This is a genomic window from Archangium sp. Cb G35, assembly GCF_001896145.1.
GTDB classification, from domain to species: Bacteria; Myxococcota; Myxococcia; order Myxococcales; family Myxococcaceae; genus Archangium; species Archangium violaceum.
The window spans coordinates 541116-559814 of record NZ_MPOI01000004.1 but is presented as its reverse complement, the minus strand read 5'-3'; the positions used below and the strand labels follow the sequence as shown (position 1 = coordinate 559814).

Sequence of the window (18699 nt, the reverse complement as noted above, 5' to 3'; positions counted from 1 at the left end):
CTACAGGCGCGGGGGACCGTACGCCACGGGCCGGATCGCCGAGCCCGAGCCTCCGCGCTCCTTGAGGGCCAGCACGAGCGTGCAGGAGATCCAGGTCTTGTCCTGGGCCATGGCCTTCAGGCGCACGTTCTCCAGCAGGTGGATGCCCGCCTGGCTCAGCAGGTAGTGGTGGGCATAGAAGGGGAGCCCCGGCGGGGTGCCCGCGGGAGGCGGCGCCTGTCCCTGCAACTGGCCCGGGTTGACCGGATCCACGAAGGGCGCGTCGAGCCCCACCGCGACGATGGCCTTCTGGGCGATGAAGTTCACCGCGTCCACGGAGAGCCCGGGCGACTGGGAGTAGTACACCCCCGTCACGTTCGGGTCCTCCCAGAGCTCCTCCCAGCCGGTGTAGATGTAGAGCACGTCACCCGGGAGGATGCCGCGCCAGCCCAGACCTTGGGCCTGGAGCATCCCCTGGATGTGGGCCGCGGTGATGAGCTGGCCTCCTGCGAGCCGGTTCCCACGGCCCACGTACGCCCGCGCATCCAGCAGCACGGCGGTGGTGACGATCGGCGGCGCCTTGTCGATTCCCAGCTTGAGCAGGGGCGAGTCGGGGGTCGGCTTCACCTGCGCCTGCGTGTAGCCGTTGTAGTAGACCGCGTTCTGCGACGGGATGGGGCCCGTCGCCGGATCCCACGGCTGGGGCAGCACTCCGAAGTGCCCGATCGCGTCCATCTGCGTGCCCTGGCCCGCGGGCTCCCCGCAGATCGTCTCGCCGTTGACCGCGTGCCGGGAGAACTGAGGCCCGAACGTCGGCTCATACTGGTAGTCGAGCGGAACGGAGAAGGGAGACATCGGCATGGTCTCCGAGCGCACGTGCGACAGCTCGTACTCCCGGGACGCCGGATGCGCCATATAGGCGGCACAGCGCAGACGCGTGGCCACCCCCTGCGTGTTGCCCATTCCGCGCTCGTCACCGGCCGGCCATGGCGGCGTGGGCGTCCCCAGCAGTGGATCCTCCAGCTGCATCGGATCACTCAAGAGCGGATCCTCCAGGGACCGCGAGGCCGCCGAATCACACGCACCCATGGCACTCGCGGCGAGCGTCACCGCGATCACGTTCATCCATTTCATGTTTCCCACCCTCCCGCTGGCCAGGGTAGGGGAAAGCGCTTCAACCGTCGATGTGGTTCGTCAGGGGAAGCTCGAGCGTGGCGATAGCTCCCTGTCCGGGGCCGGCGCTCTCCAGATTCAACTGCCCCCCCATCAATCGCGCCGCGAGCGCGCTGGAGTGCAGCCCGATTCCGTGGCCCTCCTTGCGCGTGGTGAAGCCATGGTTGAAGAGGCGCCGGGCCACCTCGGGTGCGATGCCCTGGCCACTGTCCCGCACCTGGATCCGGACCCAGGGCTCCTCCGCATGCAGACCCAGCCACAGGCTGCGCTCCCCGGGCGCCACCGGCTCCATCGCCTGCCAGGCGTTGCTCAGCAGGTTGAGGAGGATCTGCAGCAGCCGGTGCCTGTCCACCTTCATCCGGACGGGGGCGAACTGCTTCTCCACCCGCACGCCCGCCTTGCGCAGGGCTCCCCCTTGCAGGCGCAGGGCCTCCTCCAGCACCTCGGACAGCTCGCATTCCTCCAGCAGCAGCGTGGACGTCGCGTAGGTCTGCTGCAGTTGGATGATGGTGCGCACGCGCTCCACGTTCTTTCCCAGCGTCCCCAGGCCCTGACGCAAGGACTCCCGCTCCTGCTTCAGCTCGGACGCGAGGATCGGAAGGTAGGTGAACAGGTGCTGGCCCCGCTCGTCGTGGTCGACGAAGTCCGAGAGGTGGCTCCGGTGCTCGGCCAGGAGGTGGAACACCTTGTCGACACGGTCCACGCGCGAGGACTCCACCGCCTTGTGCATCTGCTCGGTGTCCACCACGATGCTGGTGAGCGTGTTGCCCACGTCGTGCAGCACATTGGAGGCCACCTCGGCCATTCCCACCGAGCGCGCCGTCGCCACCAGCCGCGCCTGGGCCTGCTTCAGCTCGCGCGTCCGCTCCTCCACGCGCTGCTCCAACTCCTCGTTGGCCCTGCGCAGGGCCGTCTCGGCCTCCTGGACCTCGGTGTAGAGCCTCGCGTTCTCCACGGAGATGGCCGCCTGGGAGGCCAGGTGCCGCAGCAGGGTGATGCGGCCGGGCCGGAAGGCCCCCGTGGTGAGCGCGTTCTCCAGGTACAGCAGCCCGCTGACCCGCTCCTGGCGTTGCAGGGGCAGACACAACACGGCGCGGGCCCGGCTGTGGGAGAAGTAGGGATCCGCGGAGAAGGGGTGGGGCTCGGCGGTGTCGTTGATGAGCACGGGCTCGCCAGCCCGCCGCACGTAGGAGAGCACGGTCCACGGCAGCTCCGGCTTCGCCGCCTCCGGTGACACCGTCTCCAGCGATCCGCGCGTGGCGTCCACCACGGCCTCCACCTTCAGTGCTCCGCCTTGCAGCAGCAGCAGGGCTCCCCGCTGGGCGCCGGCGTTCTCCAGCGCCACCCGCATGAGGGTGGCCACCACCTTCTCCAGGTTGATCTCACTGGAGATGGCCTGCTGCGCCTTGACGACGGTGAGCGCGTCCAACTGGCTCGAGTCCGAGTCATAGCTGGTGGAGTCCTCCTGGCTGGTGGCGGAGCCCGCCGTCAGCAGGGACCACTGCCGATCCATGTGCCGCGCCTTGCCGTCGGCGCCCCATTGGGCATACGCCTCGCGCGCCCGGCGAGCGTAGAAGAGGGCCAGGGTGTTCACCCGCCGCTCCTCCCAGAAGCGCGCGGCCAGCTCGCTCGCCAGCGCCAGGTGGTTGATGAAGCCCTGCTCGCGAGCCGCTTGGATGGCTTCCTCGTAGAACGCGGGGGCCATGTCCGCCCGCCCGAGGATTCGCTCCAGCTCCGCCGCCACCATCCGCTCGGGTGCGCGGAATGTCTCCGGGCAGTGCCGCGCCCACTCCGCCAGTTGTTGGTGGTGCGTCTGGATTTCGCGCAGGTCCTCCGGTTGCCGCTCGGCCGGGGCTCGCCGGTAGCACGCCGCCAGGGCCAGGGCCCGGTAGAAGTGATACTCGAGCTGCTGGATGCGCCCGAAGTTGGACCAGCTCAGGGCCTTGGCCTGTTCCGCGGCCTGGCGGGCCTCCTCGTAGGCCCCACGCATGAGGCACGAGCGGGCCGTGATGATGGCGTACCAGAGCCGCAGCGTGGGCATGCGGCTGCCCAGCTGCGCTTCGAAGGCCTTCTCGTCGAAGTCCTCCATGTTCAGCGAGTCGAAGGACGCGGTGAGCCCGCGCATCTGCTGCACGAAGGCGTGGGAGAGGCGCATCATGTCGTACGGCTGCGGGTAGCCCACCTTGCGCGCGAAGTCCTTGCGGACGGTCATCTCCCGGGCCACCTCGGCCAGCTCGGTGCCGGAGATCAGCTGCACCGTGGTGATGAAGAGGCAGCAATAGCAGGCCACCTGGTAGTCACCCGACTGGACCGTCTGCTGGAAGGCCCGGTGGTAGATCTCCATCGCCTCCGGGATGGGCTTCACCCAGAGGCTCGTATGCGCCATGGTGAAGGTCGTCCTGCCCCGCCAGGCCGCGCCGTCGGGGCTCTCGACGAGCTCGCAGGCCAGCTGGCTGAAGGCATGGCCCCGCTGGTAGTCCTTGAAGTGGCTGGCGAGCACCGTGCCGTACCACGCGTAGCCCGGTGCGGCCGCGGCGGTGTATCCATGGCGGAGCGTCAGGGCCACCGCATGGCACAGTTGCAGGGCCAGGAGCTTCTCGTCCGAGAAGAAGGCGGGCCACGTCAATGCCGCCAGCAACCCCATGACGGTCTTCATGTCCGGATCCGTCATGGGGGGGAGCTCGCGGAGGCTCTCGACGGGGCGATTGCCCAGCAGGGCCTCCGTTTCCTGGTGGGCGGCGATCACCTGCTCCCAGGTGGGCTTGGGCGGAATGCTCACGCCGAAGCGCTCCAGACACTCCAGCAGGCAGGCGGCGGCGGCGGCGCCCTGGTTGCGCGTGAGGAGGATGCCGCTCTTGAGCTCGTAGGCGGCCGCCAGCTGAGGACGCGTGGTGGCCCGCGAGAGCAACTCCTCCACGAGGACACTGGACTCGGCGGCATGGCCGGTCACCAGCTCGCAGGTGGCCTGATCCAGCCGCAGGGAGAAGGCCAGCGCGGGTGCCGTCTCCCACGGGTCGCCGGGCAGCAGGGAGAAGGCCATGGTGAAGTAGCCGATGGCCGAACGGTAGGCCACCGAGGCCTTGGCCCGTCCGCCCGCCTCGGCGTTGAGCCGCGCCAGCCGCGAGCGCTCCTCCGCGCTGGAGATCAGCTCCGCGCCCGCGTTGAGCTGGCCCACCACCTCGAAGAGGCGCTCGTTCAGCTCCCCGGGCGGGAGGCTCGACCACAACCGCCGGCCAATCTCCAGGTGGACCGCCTTGCGCTCCTCCTCGGCGATGAGGGCATGGGCGGCTTGTTGGATGCGATCGTGCGGAAAGCGGTAGCGGTGGGCACCCGTCTCCACCAGCAGCCCATCCCGCAGCGCCGGCTCGAGCCCCTGTTCCACCTCGGAGGCCTCCTGGCGCGAGAGCAGGGCCACCGTCTCCAGGGCGAAGGCATCGCCCACGCACGCGGCCAGGCGCAGCAGTTGCTGGGTGGGGAGGGGGAGCTGCCGCAGCCGCCCGGCCATGAACTCCACCACGTTGTCCGAGTAGCCCCGGGCCCGGACGGCCCGCTCGTTCCAGCGCCACGCTCCGTTCGACCCCCGCGTCACCAGTCCGTCCTGGTAGAGCGTCTGGAGCAGTTGGAGGAGGAAGAAGGGATTGCCCCCCGTCTTCTCCTGCACCAGCGCGGACAGCGGCGCCACGAGCGCGTCCGTGGCGCCCGGCAGGGCATCCGTCACCAGCCGCCGCGTCTGCTCGGGAGTCAGCGGCCCCAGGTGGATGTCCACCAGCTGTCCCGCCGCCTTGCGCGCCTCCGCCAGCGTCAACGCCAGCGGATGCGAGGCGCTCACCTCGTTGTCCCGGTAGGCGCCGATCAACAGCAGGGGAGGGGTGTCCGGGTGGAGGGTGAGGTACTTCAGCAGCGCGAGGCTCGCGAAGTCCGCCCACTGGAGATCATCCAGGAAGAGCACCAGCGGCCGCTCTGCGGTGGCGAACACCGCGAGGAAGCGCAGGAAGAGGCGGTTGAAGCGGTTCTGCGCGTCGGCAGGCGGCAGCTCCGGCACCGGGGACTGCTTGCCCACCACCTGCTCCAACTGGGGCACCAGCGTCACCAGCACCTGCCCCATGCCCTCGAAGGCCTCCAGCAGGCGCTGGCGCCAGGCGGCCACCTCCTCGTCGCTGCCGGCCAGCATCTGCTGCACGAGCGCCCGCATGGCCTGGGCCAGCGTGGCGTAGGGCACGTCCCGTTGCAGCGGGTTGAACTTGCCACCGAGGAAGAAGCCGCGTCGCCCCAGCAGGGGCTTGTGCAACTCATGGACGACGGAGGACTTGCCGATGCCCGAGTAGCCCCGGACCAGCACCCACTCGGTCCTCCCGGTGCGGGCCACCCGCTCGAAGGACTCCAGCAGCGTCTGGCGCTCCACGTCGCGCCCATAGAGGCTCTGTGGGGCCTGGAAGCGCGCGGGGAAGTCCCGCTGCCCCAGGGGGAACTCCTCCGCCACGCCCCGCCGCAGCCCCTCCTCGTACCGCTCCAGGTCCGCCTTCAGCCCCTCGGCGCTCTGGTAGCGCTCCTCGGCGGCCTTGCCGAGCAGCTTGAGCACCACCGCCGACAACAGGGGCGGCACCGAGGGCACGCGCCGGCTCGGGGGCACGGGCGCGTGGGCCACGTGCGCATGGACCCATTCCAGGGCGTCCCGGCCCCGGAAGGGCAGCTGCCCGGTGAGCAGCTGGTAGAACACCACTCCCAGTGAATAGAAGTCCGTCCGGTAGTCCACCGCCCGGTTCATCCGCCCGGATTGCTCCGGGGACATGTAGGGCAGCGTGCCTTCGATGAACGGGGCCGCCGCGGCCTCCACGTGCTCCAACTGCCGCGGGCTGGCCAGCCCGAAGTCGATGAGCCACACCCGCCCTCCCTCCGAGCGCAGGATGTTGGCGGGTTTGATGTCCTTGTGGATGACGCCCCGCCGGTGCACCTCCGCGAGGATGGACGCCAGGGGCACGGCGATGGACAGGAAGCGCGAGGGCTCGAAGGGCTGGCCCAGCTGCTCCGACAGGGCCCTGGCGCCCACGTCCTCCAGCACCAGCACGGGCCGCTCCGTGTGCAGCTCCAGGCCATGGGCGGTGATGACTCCGGCCGTGCCTCGCAGCCGCTCCAGGAGCGCGTGCTCGCGCTGGTAGCGGGCGCGTTCGCGCGGGCCGGGGTGCTGGGTGCGTGGCGTCTTGAGGATGACGGGCAGCCGGTCCGCCCGCCGCACCGCATGGAACAGCAGGTTGTTGTTCGTCGTCTGGAACAGACTTCGAAGCTCGTACCCCGGAAGTTCCATCATCCTCTGGACTCCATCGAACCGGCCTCCCCCGATGGAAGGAATATAGAACTTTTACGACTAGGGCGGACGGGAACTCCAGGAAAGGCCGAATCACGCGGCGTCGGTGGGCGTCCTCGCGCACCGTGAACTGGATTTTATTTTTTTCTGAGACACCGAGCCGCTTTCAGTGCTCTTCTGGCAAGGAGGGATTACTCGGGAATTCCCTCCTCTATTCCAAGGAGCCGTCCATGCGCTCGAAGGTGCGGTCGACGTTCATGACGATGATGTGGGGAGTGTCGCTGGCGGGAGGCGCCGCGTTGGCGGAGGCGCCTCGGGAGCCCGCGACGGAAGCGCTCCGTGCTTCCGCTGGAGCCCTGGAGTGGACCGAGGAGCTCGGCGCCGGTGAGGGCACGGGCGAGCTGGTGCGCACCCGGGAGGGGCTGGTGTACGAGCCCTACAACGTCATGCGCAGGCCGGAGGGGCTGCGGACCCTGACGGGGCTCTACACCTTCCCGGCCCGCCGGCTGGAGCGGCCCGTGGACACGGTGCGGCCGCTGATCCGGGCGCAGCGTGCGTTTGGGACGAGCGTCGAGGTGGATGTCCGCGTGCGCTCGGCCAGCGGTGCCTGGAGCGAGTGGAGCATCTCCAGCGCGGGAGAGGCCGTGCGCCTTCCCTGGGCCGGCACGGAGGTGCAGGTACGGCTCGCGCTGGTGGCGGACGAGCACGGCCGCGGTCCCGCGGTGCACGAGGTGAAGCTGGAGGGAACCCTGGAGGGTGGCACCACCGAGGGGGTGCAGAGCCTGGCCGCGCTGACCTACCGCATCTACGCCACGCGCGAGGGCCTGGTGGGTGGCACCACGGCCAACGGCCACGTCATCAAGAGCTATGACCGCTTCGTGGCGCTGCCCTCGCGCCGGGCGCTCGCGACCAACGGTGGCTCCGAGTACCAGGTGCGCGTGTGCTACTCGAAGACGGCCAAGTGCACGACCACCTCGGTGTGGGACGTGGGCCCGTGGAACACGAAGGATGACTACTGGAATCCCTCGAGCGTCCGCGAGATGTGGAAGACCCTGCCCCAGGGCAAGCCCGAGGCCCAGGCCGCCTACCAGGATGGCTTCAACGGCGGGTTGGATCAGTTCGGGCGCCGGCCGTCCAACCCCGCGGGCATCGACATCGCCGATGGCTCGTTCTGGACGGACCTGGGGATGAGCAACAACGACTGGGTGGACGTGACGTACCTGTGGACGACGGGCGGCGGTACCCCAACCACGGGCATCATCATCGACAACAACAACGCCGCCAACGACACGGCCAAGGGCTACATCGAGCTGACGGGGACCTGGGCGGCCGCGACGGGCACGGCGGGCTACTACGGCTCCAACTACCTGTATGCCTCGACGGCGGCGGTCTCCGAGCCGGCGACGTTCTGGTTCTACCTGCCGGCGGCGGCCACCAAGACGATCGACGCGCGGTGGACGTCGGGCACCAACCGCTCGGCGGCCGCGCCGTACATCATCAAGAACGCCAGTGGCACCACCCTGGCCACGGTGTACAAGAACCAGCAGACGGGCGGTGGCGCGTGGAGCACGCTCGGCTCGTGGAGCTTCCCGGCCGGCTGGAACAAGGTGCAGCTGAGCCGCTGGGCCACGACGGGCTACGTCGTCGTCGCCGACGCCATCCAGGTGCGGTGATGCACTGAAGCGGGGTGGAGCACGGCTTCCGGGCCGTGCTTCACCGTCCCGCCCCGGCCCGGGCCGCGATACCTCACTCCGTGCCCAGGTTGTGTTTGAGGATGTAGGGCTCGCCGGCCTGGACCTCGATCTGCAGCGTGACGCGCTTGCCCATTTCCTGGTTGATCAGCAGCACCGTGTGTTTCCCGGCGGGAAGCTCGAGGGGCGTCAGCGGTGTCTGTCCAATGAGCTTGTTGTCGACCCACACGATGGCGTAGGGCCGGATGCGGAACTCCACTCTCCCCGTCTTCTGTCTGGCTTGCGCGAGCTCCCGGTTGATGGGCGGTACAGGGTTCGGATTGACGGGGCGGTGGGTCTTCTTCTTTCCAGACGGGTTCTTTCCGGGAGCATTTGGCGTGCCCGGTGCGGATTCCGGACGCTTCGTCTCCTGGGCGGGAGGAATCACGGAAGGGTCGGCGGACGCGATGGCTCCCGCGGGCGTCTCCGTCGTGTTCTCTCCTGGAGCCGGGGTTTCCACGGCCGGGGGCTCCCGAGGTGGCACGGGAGTGGGTTCCGCTTCCGCCACCTTCTGGGGTGGAGCCGGAGCCGGTGGCTGTTGCTGGGCTGGAGCCGTTGCCTGAGGCGCGGACACGGCCGGCTCATGGATCGCGAGCGGCTGGGGGGAGGGTGCCTCGTCGCGCCGGGCCACGCACGTCAGCGCGAGCAGCACCGCGACTCCCGCCGCCGCGGCCACGAGGTGTTTCCCGTACCTTTGTCTGACGGAAGGCTCGTCCGGCTCCGGCTGTGGTTCGGACTCGGGAACCCTGATGGTGGGCGTGCGAATGGTGGGAGCGGGACGTTCCATGCTCTTCACCAGTTCCGGCCTGGGCTCCTGTGGGCTGGGAATGCCCTTGGCGGGTGTGCCTTTGGGTGGAGTGCCCTTGGCGGGAGTCTTGGAAGGCAATCCCTTGGGCGGCGTGCCCCTGGCGGGAGTCTTGGAAGGCAATCCCTTGGGCGGAGTGCCCTTGGGAGGTGTCCCCTTGGCGGGCGTGTTCCTGCCCGGCGTGTACCCGGGGATGGGCTCCGTCACCGCGGCCTCGTTCAAGGCCGTTACCCGTCTCATCAACTGGGCGAGGTGCCAGGTGCCGACGGGCTCTCCAGTCGACACCATGAAGCGTTCGAGGTCCGCCTGGAAGACCCGGCAGTCCGGGTAGCGCTGATCGCGATCCTTGGCCAGCGCCCGCTCCAGGATGCTCCTCAGCGCCACGGGGAGATCCGGCTGCCGCTCCTCCGCGGGGATGAAGGGCTCGTGGAGGATGGCCTGGACCATGCTCGCCTCGGTGGTGGCGTCGAATGGCTTGTGTCCGGTGAGCAACTCGTAGAGCACGATGCCGAGCGCGTACACGTCCACCCGCCGGTCCAATGGCGCCCCCCGGAGCTGCTCCGGAGGCATGTAGGCCAGCTTTCCCTTGATGACCCCCGTCTGCGTCCGGTGCCCCTGGTCCGCCGCCTTGGCGATTCCGAAGTCCACCACCTTCACCGCGCCCTGGTGGGACACCAGGATGTTGTCCGGGCTGATGTCCCGATGGATGAGACCCAGCGGCACGCCCAGCTCCGGATCCCGGCTGTCATGGGCGAAGGCCAATCCCTCGCAGGCGCTGGCGATGATCCGCGCGCAACAGGCCGGAGGCAGGGGCACTTCCACGGCCCGGGCCCGCTTCGCCAGCACGCGCAGGTTCAACCCGTCGATGTACTCCATCGCCAGGAACCAGGTGCCGTCCGCATCTCCGAAGTCGAAGATTTGAACGATGTTGGGATGATCCAGCCGCGCGGCCAGCCGGGCCTCGGCGATGAACATCTCCACGAACTGGGGATCCTCCGCCAGGTGCGGCAGGATGCGTTTGACCACCAGCGCCTTCGTGAAGCCCATGGGGCCATCGGCTCGGGCGAGGTACACCTCGGCCATGCCCCCGGTGGCGAGCTTGCTGACCAGCTGGTATTTGCCAAGCATCATGGAGCGTTGCCCCCCAAGGCAGCTCAATGTGGTCTGCCCGGGGGCAAGCGGGTAGGCGTGCCGTCGATCGCTTCTGCTTCTGCAAGACAGACTGCGCGTCCGGCTGTTCGCGCGCGGACATCCCAGGGCCCGCCGCGCTTCCCCGGTGAGATCCCGGAATCTGGTCAGCAGCGATCCAATCGTACAGGCACACTGGACTCCCAGGTTTTCTTGGCTCTACCCTGAAGCCCAGGAAGCTCGGCTGCCCTCCTGGCGGCCAGAGGGGAGCCGTGATGAATCGGACACTCGAGTGGAGCCTGCCGCTCACCGCGTTGCTGGTGGGCCTCGGCGCTGGAAGCGCTCGCGCGCACTACACGCCGTCGACGGTGGCGTATGACCCCAACCCGGCTCCGGCGCTGCTGGCGACGGTGTCGGGGTGTGACGACTGCTCGGAGGTGGTGAACCTGCCGTTCGCCTTTCCCTTCTATGGGAAGTCCTTCACGCAGGTGACCGTGTCGAGCAACGGCTACCTGGTGCTCGGCAGCACCACGGCGACCGGCATCAGCAATCCCCAGCTGACGTGGTCGGGCTCGACCGTCGCGCCCGCGGGGACCATCGCTCCCATGTGGGACGACTGGAACCCGGGGGCCGGCGGAGACGTGTACGCGGGCCAGGTGGGCTCGGCCTACGTGGTGGAGTGGCGCAATCTCTTCCACTACGGGCAGTCCACCGCCGGTGGCTACACCTTCAAGGTGAAGTTCTTCAGCGACGGCGCCCTCGAGTTCCACTACGGCACCGTCACCGGAGGCTACGGCTCGGGCGCGGACAATGGCGTCTCGGCCACCGCCGGCTTCCAGGAAGGGCAGAACACCGTGGCCCATCCGGTGAGCTACAACCAGGCCGCGCTCGCCAGCTTCTCCGCCCGGCGTTTCACCCGCCCGGGCGCCGCGGCCCTCTACGTCAACATCCGCGATGGCCTCCTCAACCAGCCGCGCCCCGAGCTGATGTACTCGCTCGACTACACGTGCGGCACCCTCAACGCCTCCACCACCGCCCGCAGCACCAGCTCCACCGCCAACGACGGGTGGGCCTTCTCGGCCGTGGGTTGCTCCTCGACGCCCACGCTCCGGGGCACCCGCTTCGGCGGTGATGCCGCGGGTTATAGCGTCTCCACCTATCCGCTCATGGGCGGCGAGACCGCGGTCACCAGCGGTACCTATGTCTTCCTCAAGCGCTCGGACGTGACGCCCCGGCAGACGCGGCAGAGCGGCTTCAGCGTCACCTACGGCGGCGCCACCCCGTACCGCGCCGTGCTCGACTACTGGCAGAGCGGTGCGCTCGACAAGCCGCTGCTCATCGTCACCGGGTTCGATCCGCTCAACCAGGACTCCACCGCCAACTACCTGATGCTGATGGGGGACCTGGTGCGCACGCTGAACGCCGAGGGCTACGACGTCATCATCGGCAAGCACGGTGACGGCAACCAGCGGCTCGGCTGGTTCCGGGGCGAGGTCGCCGCGTGGGTGGATGACATCCTCGGCCGCATGCCCGCGGGCAGCAAGGTGCAGGTGGCCGGCATCAGCCAGGGCGGCGTCGTGCTGCGCGACACCCTGCACAACAACACCAACGGCATCCTCGGCAAGGTGAAGGCCTGGTACTCCATCGACTCGCCGCAGCTCGGCGCCAACCTGGGCCGCGCCTACCGCGGCGTCCAGACGCTCCTGCTGTGCCACCAGTCCGAGACGCACTCCGGCCGGCGCAAGCTCACCGCGCCGCCCGCGTACGATCTGTCCTACAGCATGGCCACCACGTGCTCCTGCGACAACGAGCCGGAGAACTCCACGTGCAACAGCACCAGCAGCTACCATGATCTGTATTACGGGAGCATGGGCTGGCCCACCTCGGCCATTCCCCGCTACGCGCTGGCCTTCGGCGACGCCAACCCCACCAACGGTTACACGAAGATGGGCAGCGACTCGCGCCTGTATGACTTCACCTATACGGGGTGGTTCTGCTCGGAGGACCGGGACTGGGAGCCGGGCCAGCGCGACTGCGTGGCGGGCTCGCGCAGCATCTCCGCGGCCGACGTCAACACGGATCAGGGTGCCTCGCTGTGCGGCAACTTCCGGCTGCGCCTCCAGTTCGAGCCGGCCTTCATCAACGCCGACTCGGCCCTGGCGGTGACGGGCAACGCGCTCAACCCGGAGGCGGCCAGCTCGAGCTGCCCGGTCAACTACAGCTCGCTCGCTCCCACGCAGTGGAAGGACTGGGCCTCCAACGACTACAACGAGAAGCATGAGCTTCTCACCTCCGCGCTCGCCAACCGGATGCTCACCTGGCTGAGGGCGGAGCAGTGAGCCGGATGGGAGCCTGAGCCAGCGGAAGCAGGTTCTTTCAGGGGTGCTCCTGCTCGAGCACGGGGCACCCTCCGGCCGCACGGCGCGCCAACTCGTCCGACAACTGGACAAGTTGCTCACCATCGCGGCCGGACCCCCCTGACAGGAGTTACCCCTCCTGGCTTGGGAACCTTCCGCCCGGGCCTCCGGGAAGGAGCGAGGATGACGTCGGCAGACAGTCAGCGTCCGGGGCGGGCCCGGTGGGTGGTGATGGGCCTGGGGCTCGCCGCGGTGCTGGGCGGAGGTTTCGCTATGTGGCGTGGGGCAGGGGAGCCGCCCGTGCCAGAGCAGGCCGTGGCGGGGGCCTCCGCGTCCGGTGCCGGAGTGGCATTGGCGCCGGCTTCACGGTCAGTGGGGGCTCCGCTGCGCATCGTCCGCCTCACTGCGTCGCCGCACGACGTCCCCGTGGGCGGGCGGGTGGTGCTGGGCTGCGAGGTGGAAGGCGGCTCGGGCGAGGCGAGCGCGCGGCGCTACACCTGGGTGGCGGCGCGAGGACGGCTGGAGCAGGAGAACGGGCCGGCGGCGGTGTGGGTGGCTCCGAAGACGCCGGGCCTCCACCAGGTGGGCGTGCTCGTCCAGGAGGGCGATGCGCAGGTGAAGCAGACGCTGATGCTCCACGTCCACGTGCCCACGCCCGAGGATCTGGCCGCGCTCATGAAGGAGGGGGACTGGAAGCAGGCTCAGGAGCGGACGCTCGCGGAGCGCGAGGCGGCGGAGGCGAAGCTCGCGGCGCTGGGCGAGGTGGTGGCGAAGCGGGAGACGCGGGAGGACCGTCTGCGGGCGTACTACGCGCTCGAGGACCTGGCCGCGTTGCAGCTCGACGAGGGCCGCTATGAGGAGGCGCTGCGCTCCTACGAGGAGCTGCTGGGGAGCCACCTGGAGACGGACCCCAAGCGCAAGCCGTTCCTCGCGGGCAAGGCGAGTGCGCTGTTCGCGCTCGGGCGGGAGGACGAGGCTCTGCGGGTCTACGCGCAGGCGGGGGAGGAGAACCTCCCCATGTCCCACTACTACGCGGGCCTGCTGCTGGAGGCGCGGGGCCAGCTCCCGGAGGCGCTCGAGGCCTACGGAAGGGCCGCCGAGGCCAACCGCTGGTTCGCGGATCCACTGCTGCGTCAGGCGCAGATGATGTTGCGGCAGGGACGGTCCGCCCAGGAGGTGGTGGAGCTGCTCATCCAGGCCTCGCCGCGCTTCGGGCGGGAGCTGTTGCTCGAGCGGCTGGCGACGGACCCCCAGTTCGCGGCGGTGAACCAGGCGCTCACGGCGAGTGGCCGGGCCGCGGAGCTCGAGGAGCGCCGGCCCATCGAGACCCGACTCCCCGAGCCGCCCAAACCGCCCGAGCCCGGACGGACGGCGGTGATCACTCCGGAGCCGTGAGGGGAGGATCAGTGCCAACTCGATGGCGACGTCTGAGATAGGCCTCTCAGGAACAACAGGACCAGCGCACCCGTGAGGCCGAGGACCAGACCCGAGACGATCATCGCGGCCTTGGAGCGCTTCTGACCGACGAAGTCGAAAGTGGCCTCCAACCTGAAGTAACTCACCCCTCCCAGCACCAACGCCACGAGCGCCAGGACGCAGCCCACCGCCCACATCACCAGGGAGAACGCCGAGGTGAAGATCACCCCGGCCGACCCCACGGCCAGGTAGAACGCGGTGGCCGCGAGGCGGGAGCTAGGCTCGAGGGAGGGCATGTCGGAACGAGACGGAGGAGCGTTGTGCATGGTGGCCGCTCCGGTTGTAGTCGGAGGACCCACGCCGAGCAAACCGCCTCCTGTCTCAGCGCGCTCGCGAGCCCGGTCCAGGTCTTCAGAGTCCGAGTTCGCTCAACCCCGGGTGATATGCCTGGAGCTGGACAGCCACGCCAGTTGTCTGCCCAGCCTCCACGTGGCGGCCACCTTCGTCTCGGCGTTTGCAGTGGTGGGGGAGGGGGAGCGCCGCGCCCCGCTTCTCGTCGCGTGGGCGGCGTTCATCTGGGGCAGCACCCCCACCCACCAGGCATCACTACGCGGTGGACGGGGTGGCGGGCCTGTTGCTGGCCCTGGCCGTGTGGGCCCTCTTCACGGCCAGGCCCGAGGCCCGGGAGCAGCAGGCCCGGCTCAGCAGCCGAGATTGGTTCCCGGGTTCACGCCGAGCAGGCTCGTGAAGCGCAGGTAGGTGTCGATGCGGCTCTGCACCTGGCCGGGATTGCGGCCGTAGCACTCCAGTGAGCCGTTGATGGTGCGGATCGTCTCGCCGAAGCCGGCGTTGTTCACCATGGCGTTGTGGGCCGTCATGTTGCCGGCGCCCGTCTGCGTCATCCAGAACCAGAAACCCGTGCGCCATGCGGCGTTCGCGTCCTGCGCGAGCAGGTCCGGGTTGCTCTGCAGCGGCAGCCCGAGCGCGTTCCCCGCGGCGCAGTAGTTGCCGTTCCACGACAGCTGCATGGGGCCACGCCCGTAGTACCACTTGCCCGGGGCGCAGCTGCAGCCCGGCGGGCCCCACGAGGTGTCGCAATACGCCGCCTTGTTGATCTCCTCGATGTGCACGAGGCCGCCAGTCTCATGCGAGACGTTGGCGAGGAAGGCCGCCACCTCGCGCTTGCGCGTGTCCGTGTCTCCCGTGGTCGCGAGCCCCGGGAACGTGGACGCCGCGGCCACCAGGGCGTCATACGTGTAGAACGGGTTGCGGTTGGGGAACATGGTGTCGAACGTGGCCCGGCTCAGGATGGCGCCGAACCCGCTCCCGCCGCCGCCACCACCGCCCACCTTGTCGAAGGTCCAGCGCTGGTTGGCGCGGTCGGTGTACGGATACTGGACGATGATCGTCCCGTTGTCCGCCGAGCCCCAGTACAGATCGAGCGCCATGTCCGTGTGGCGCGGGTGGATGCTGAACTGGTTGTTGCCCCGGGGCACGAACTTGAACTGCTGATTGGCCCCACCCAAGTACGCCCACTGGTGGACCTGCGCGTTCTCCGCGTAGCTCACCTCCTTGATGTCGAGCCCCTTGTTGCTGTTGACGTTGATGATCCTCCAGTAGCCGTCCGAAGTGGGGGAGATGCGGAACTTCTGCGCGTTGGTGTTGTTGCAATCCCACTGCTGCACCTTCGCCCCATCCGCCGTGCTCGACGAGGCGATGTCGATACACTTCTGCGTCATGGCGGACCGGATGACGTAGTCACCCTCCGTGATGCTGGACACGATGACGGCGCTCTCCGTCCTCGAAATCTCCTCGGTGGACTCCGGTGCTTCGAGGGCACATCCGCTCAACGCACCCACGACACCCAGCAGCGACAAACCGCGGTACACGAACTCTCGGGTCATGATGATCTCCTTTGGGGAAAGGGAGACCAGTCTGCCCGACTTCCAGGAATTCTCCTGAAATTGGCGTTCGTTTTCTTTCCGAACAAAGTCCAGGGGAAGACAGTAGCGTCCGGGGCGGTGTGCTCAGTGCACCACGGGGTTGAGGAAGCCGTGGATGGCCTGCACCAGGACCGAGGCTCGAGGCCACGCGTTTCACCGAGCCCGCGCGTACGTCCCCCACCGCGTAGGCATCCCTCCGGCCGAGCGCCCGCTTCCTGATCTAGAGTGGCCGCTCCGCACCGCCCAGGGGACACCATGCCTCAGATGCTTCGCCCACCGTCCGTCGGACCCATCGTCGGGCACACCACCGATACGAGCGTTCGTCTCTGGATTCGTGCCGCCGATGTTCCGGACCTGCGCACCGTGGGCGTGGCCGCGCTCTACGAGTGGGGCCGCTCGGCGCCGCGGGAGGTGCGCTACTTCCGTCTCCATCGCGAATACGACCGCACCGGCACGGTGGACTTCGAGGGCCTCCAGCCCAATACGCGCTACACCGCCCGCCTGGGCTCGGTGACGGTGGACAGTCTCGACTCGGAGTTGATCGTCGAGGACGACGAGGTCTTCGAGCGCCTCCCCAAGGACCTGAAGGTGTGGAGGGAGGACTTCCTGCGGCTGGACCCGGAGGTGTCCGAGGCCTCCTTCACCACCCATTCCAGCTCCGAGGAAGGTGGCTTCTCCTTCCTCATGGGCTCCTGCCGCTACCCGGGCCTCATGGGCCAGTCCAAGCGCTCGGATGAGATCTTCCAGGCCATGAACCGGCACGTGGAGCTGGCCCGGAACGAGGAGCCGCTCCCGCCCCGCTTCGTGCTGATGATGGGAGACCAGATCTACGCCGACAAGCTCAACCGGAGCATCCCCATGGGCCGCGCGGACACCTGGCGCGAGTTCCAGGAGCGCTACGTCGAGGCCTTCACCACGCCCTACATCCGCCAGCTCATGCGCTCGGTGCCGACGTACATGATCCTCGATGACCACGAGATCGAGGACAACTGGGTGCAGGCACGCCTCAAGGATGCCCTCAAGCGGGACCTCTTCCACAACGCCATCCGCGCGTACATGAGCTACCAGTGGGTGCACGGGCCTCGGAACTTCGACAAGCGCATCCACTACAGCTTCGACTGTGCCCGCGTTCCCTTCTTCGTGCTCGACGTGCGCACGCAGCGCATCCGCGATGACGCCAATGCGTCCCTCCTCGGCAACCACCTGCTGGGCTACCCCGCCAAGGAGAGTGCCCCCGGCTTCAAGGGCCAGCTGGACCAGGTCTGCGATTGGCTCGTGGCGATGCAGGAGCAGCGAGGCAACGTGCCCAAGTTCGTCGTCTCGCCCGGTGTCTTCGTGCCCAATGAGGTCGGCTCGCGCGGTGGCCGCGGTGGAAGCAGCGACTCCTGGCCCGCCTTCCCCGAGACCCGGCGGCGCGTGCTGAGCACCATCGTCGACAACGGAGTCCAGAACGTCGTCTTCCTCTCCGGTGACGTGCACTGCTCCAACGTGTCGGAGATCTCCTTCGAGAAGCGGCGCGGGAAACTGCCGCTCAAGGCCTTCTCCATCGTCTCCTCGGCCTTCTACTGGCCCTTCCCGTTCGCCGATGGGGATCCACTCGGTTTCGTGCACGACTCGAAGGCCGAGCAGGATGGCTTCGACATCGACGGCTCCGTCACCATGCACTACCGCACCCGCGGCTTCGAGCAGGACGACAACTTCACCCAGGTGACCTACGACACGGCCCGGAATGCCCTCGTGGTGCGGAACTTCAGCCGCAAGGGCAAGCTCTTGAAGGAGCCCAACGAGCTGAAGCTCGCGGAGCGTTGATTCATGGGCTCGGGGAAGAGAGCGGGGCCTCCGCGCCAGGCCCCACGTCTCGCGCCCGCCGCCAGGCCCCCGGCCCGACGCCGTGCCAGCGCTTGAAGGCCTTGTTGAAGGCCACGGCGCTCTCGTAGCCCACCCGCTCGGCGATCTCCGGAAGACTGTCGTCCGTCTCGCGCAGCCACTGCGCGGCCTTCATCATCCTCCACCGTGCGAGGTACTGCAGCGGAGGCTCTCCCACCAGCGTGTGGAAGCGCGCGGCGAACCCCGAGCGGGACATGCCGGCCGCTGACGCGAGGCGCTCCACCGTCCAGGGCTCGGTCAGGCGCCCATGCATCAGCCCGAGCGCGGCGCCGATCTGGGGATCCGCCAGGGCTCGCAGCCCCGCTTCGTCCGGGCCGGTGGCCGCCGCCCGCGCGCGGAGTGCCTGGACGAGCAGCACATCCGCGAGCCGCCCGAGCACGATGGCACTGCCCGGCCCCGGAGCGGAGCTCTCGGCGACGATGAGTTGCACCGTCGCGGCGAGCGAGGGCGCCACTCCCGGCTCGTGGGCGGGGAGGTGAATCGCCGGTGGGAAGGCGGTGAACAGCGGGCTGTGGACACCCGCGCTGAACCGGAAGCATCCGACGACGAGCGTGCTGACGGACCCCTCTCCGCCGAGCCTGCGCGGTGTCAGCCCGGAGCCGCGCAACTGCTCCGAGGGAATGACGTCCCGGGGGGCGAGGGTGCGCCGGGAGCCATCGTCGAGCACATGGGCCGCGCCATGGGGCACCAGCACCACGTCCCCCGCTGACAGGAGGATGGGCGTCGCCAGGCCCTCGACCTGGAGCCGCAGGCTGCCTCGCGCCAGCACGTAGAAGGACGAGGTCTCCTTCTTCGGGACGCGGATCGCCCAGGGCGTTCCCAGTTCGAAGCGGCCGAAGAGCTGGGTGGTGAAGCGCATCGTCTCGAGCACGTCCGAGATGACGTCGGCGTGGCCGTCCATCGCTCCTGGACGATCGGGCAACAGATTTGGACTCGCTGGCATTGAGAGTCCATAGCGCCAGGAGCAATTTACGTCCAT

10 protein-coding genes are annotated in these 18699 nt (G+C 68.7%); 4 read left to right on the top strand and 6 right to left on the bottom strand.

Annotated elements, in window-relative coordinates:
- Both BO221_RS15735 and BO221_RS15730 read right to left on the bottom strand, forming a co-directional pair.
- Nucleotides 1-1113, bottom strand: coding sequence for a cyclase family protein (locus BO221_RS15735; protein WP_143195467.1), 1113 nt, complete (start codon nt 1111-1113; stop codon nt 1-3).
- A 40-nt stretch (nt 1114-1153) separates the two neighbouring features.
- Nucleotides 1154-6457, bottom strand: a complete 5304-nt coding sequence (locus tag BO221_RS15730; RefSeq protein WP_073561252.1) for a trifunctional serine/threonine-protein kinase/ATP-binding protein/sensor histidine kinase — start codon at nt 6455-6457, stop codon at nt 1154-1156.
- Nucleotides 6458-6684: 227 nt separating this feature from the next.
- Here BO221_RS15730 and BO221_RS15725 point away from each other — a divergent pair, with 227 nt between their 5' ends.
- Entirely contained in the window at nt 6685-8127 is a 1443-nt protein-coding gene (locus BO221_RS15725; RefSeq protein ID WP_073561251.1) for a hypothetical protein, read from the top strand.
- Nucleotides 8128-8200: 73 nt separating this feature from the next.
- Here the strand turns inward: BO221_RS15725 and BO221_RS15720 are convergent, their stop codons facing one another.
- A complete protein-coding gene (locus BO221_RS15720; RefSeq protein ID WP_073561250.1) occupies nt 8201-10120 on the bottom strand; it encodes a serine/threonine-protein kinase in 1920 nt (639 codons plus the stop codon).
- A 272-nt stretch (nt 10121-10392) separates the two neighbouring features.
- On the opposite strand from BO221_RS15720, the gene BO221_RS15715 reads away from it, so the two are divergent.
- Together BO221_RS15715 and BO221_RS15710 are read left to right on the top strand one after the other, a co-directional pair.
- A complete protein-coding gene (locus tag BO221_RS15715) occupies nt 10393-12456 on the top strand; it encodes a hypothetical protein (RefSeq protein ID WP_143195466.1) in 2064 nt (687 codons plus the stop codon).
- A gap of 201 nt (nt 12457-12657) precedes the next feature.
- Nucleotides 12658-13869, top strand: coding sequence for a tetratricopeptide repeat protein (locus BO221_RS15710; RefSeq protein WP_143195465.1), 1212 nt, complete (start codon nt 12658-12660; stop codon nt 13867-13869).
- A gap of 8 nt (nt 13870-13877) precedes the next feature.
- Here the strand turns inward: BO221_RS15710 and BO221_RS15705 are convergent, their stop codons facing one another.
- Both BO221_RS15705 and BO221_RS15700 read right to left on the bottom strand, forming a co-directional pair.
- A complete protein-coding gene (locus BO221_RS15705; protein WP_073561247.1) occupies nt 13878-14216 on the bottom strand; it encodes a hypothetical protein in 339 nt (112 codons plus the stop codon).
- Between the two features lie 375 nt (nt 14217-14591).
- Nucleotides 14592-15794, bottom strand: a complete 1203-nt coding sequence (locus BO221_RS15700; protein ID WP_073561246.1) for an RICIN domain-containing protein — start codon at nt 15792-15794, stop codon at nt 14592-14594.
- Between the two features lie 294 nt (nt 15795-16088).
- Between BO221_RS15700 and BO221_RS15695 the strand changes: the two genes are divergently transcribed.
- The gene (locus BO221_RS15695; protein WP_073561245.1) at nt 16089-17642 is read left to right on the top strand and encodes an alkaline phosphatase; all 1554 of its coding nucleotides are present in this window, start codon (nt 16089-16091) and stop codon (nt 17640-17642) included.
- A gap of 1 nt (nt 17643) precedes the next feature.
- On the opposite strand, the gene BO221_RS15690 is transcribed toward BO221_RS15695, so the two are convergent.
- Nucleotides 17644-18621, bottom strand: a complete 978-nt coding sequence (locus BO221_RS15690; RefSeq protein WP_233166025.1) for an AraC family transcriptional regulator — start codon at nt 18619-18621, stop codon at nt 17644-17646.
- Nucleotides 18622-18699: the final 78 nt, after the last annotated feature.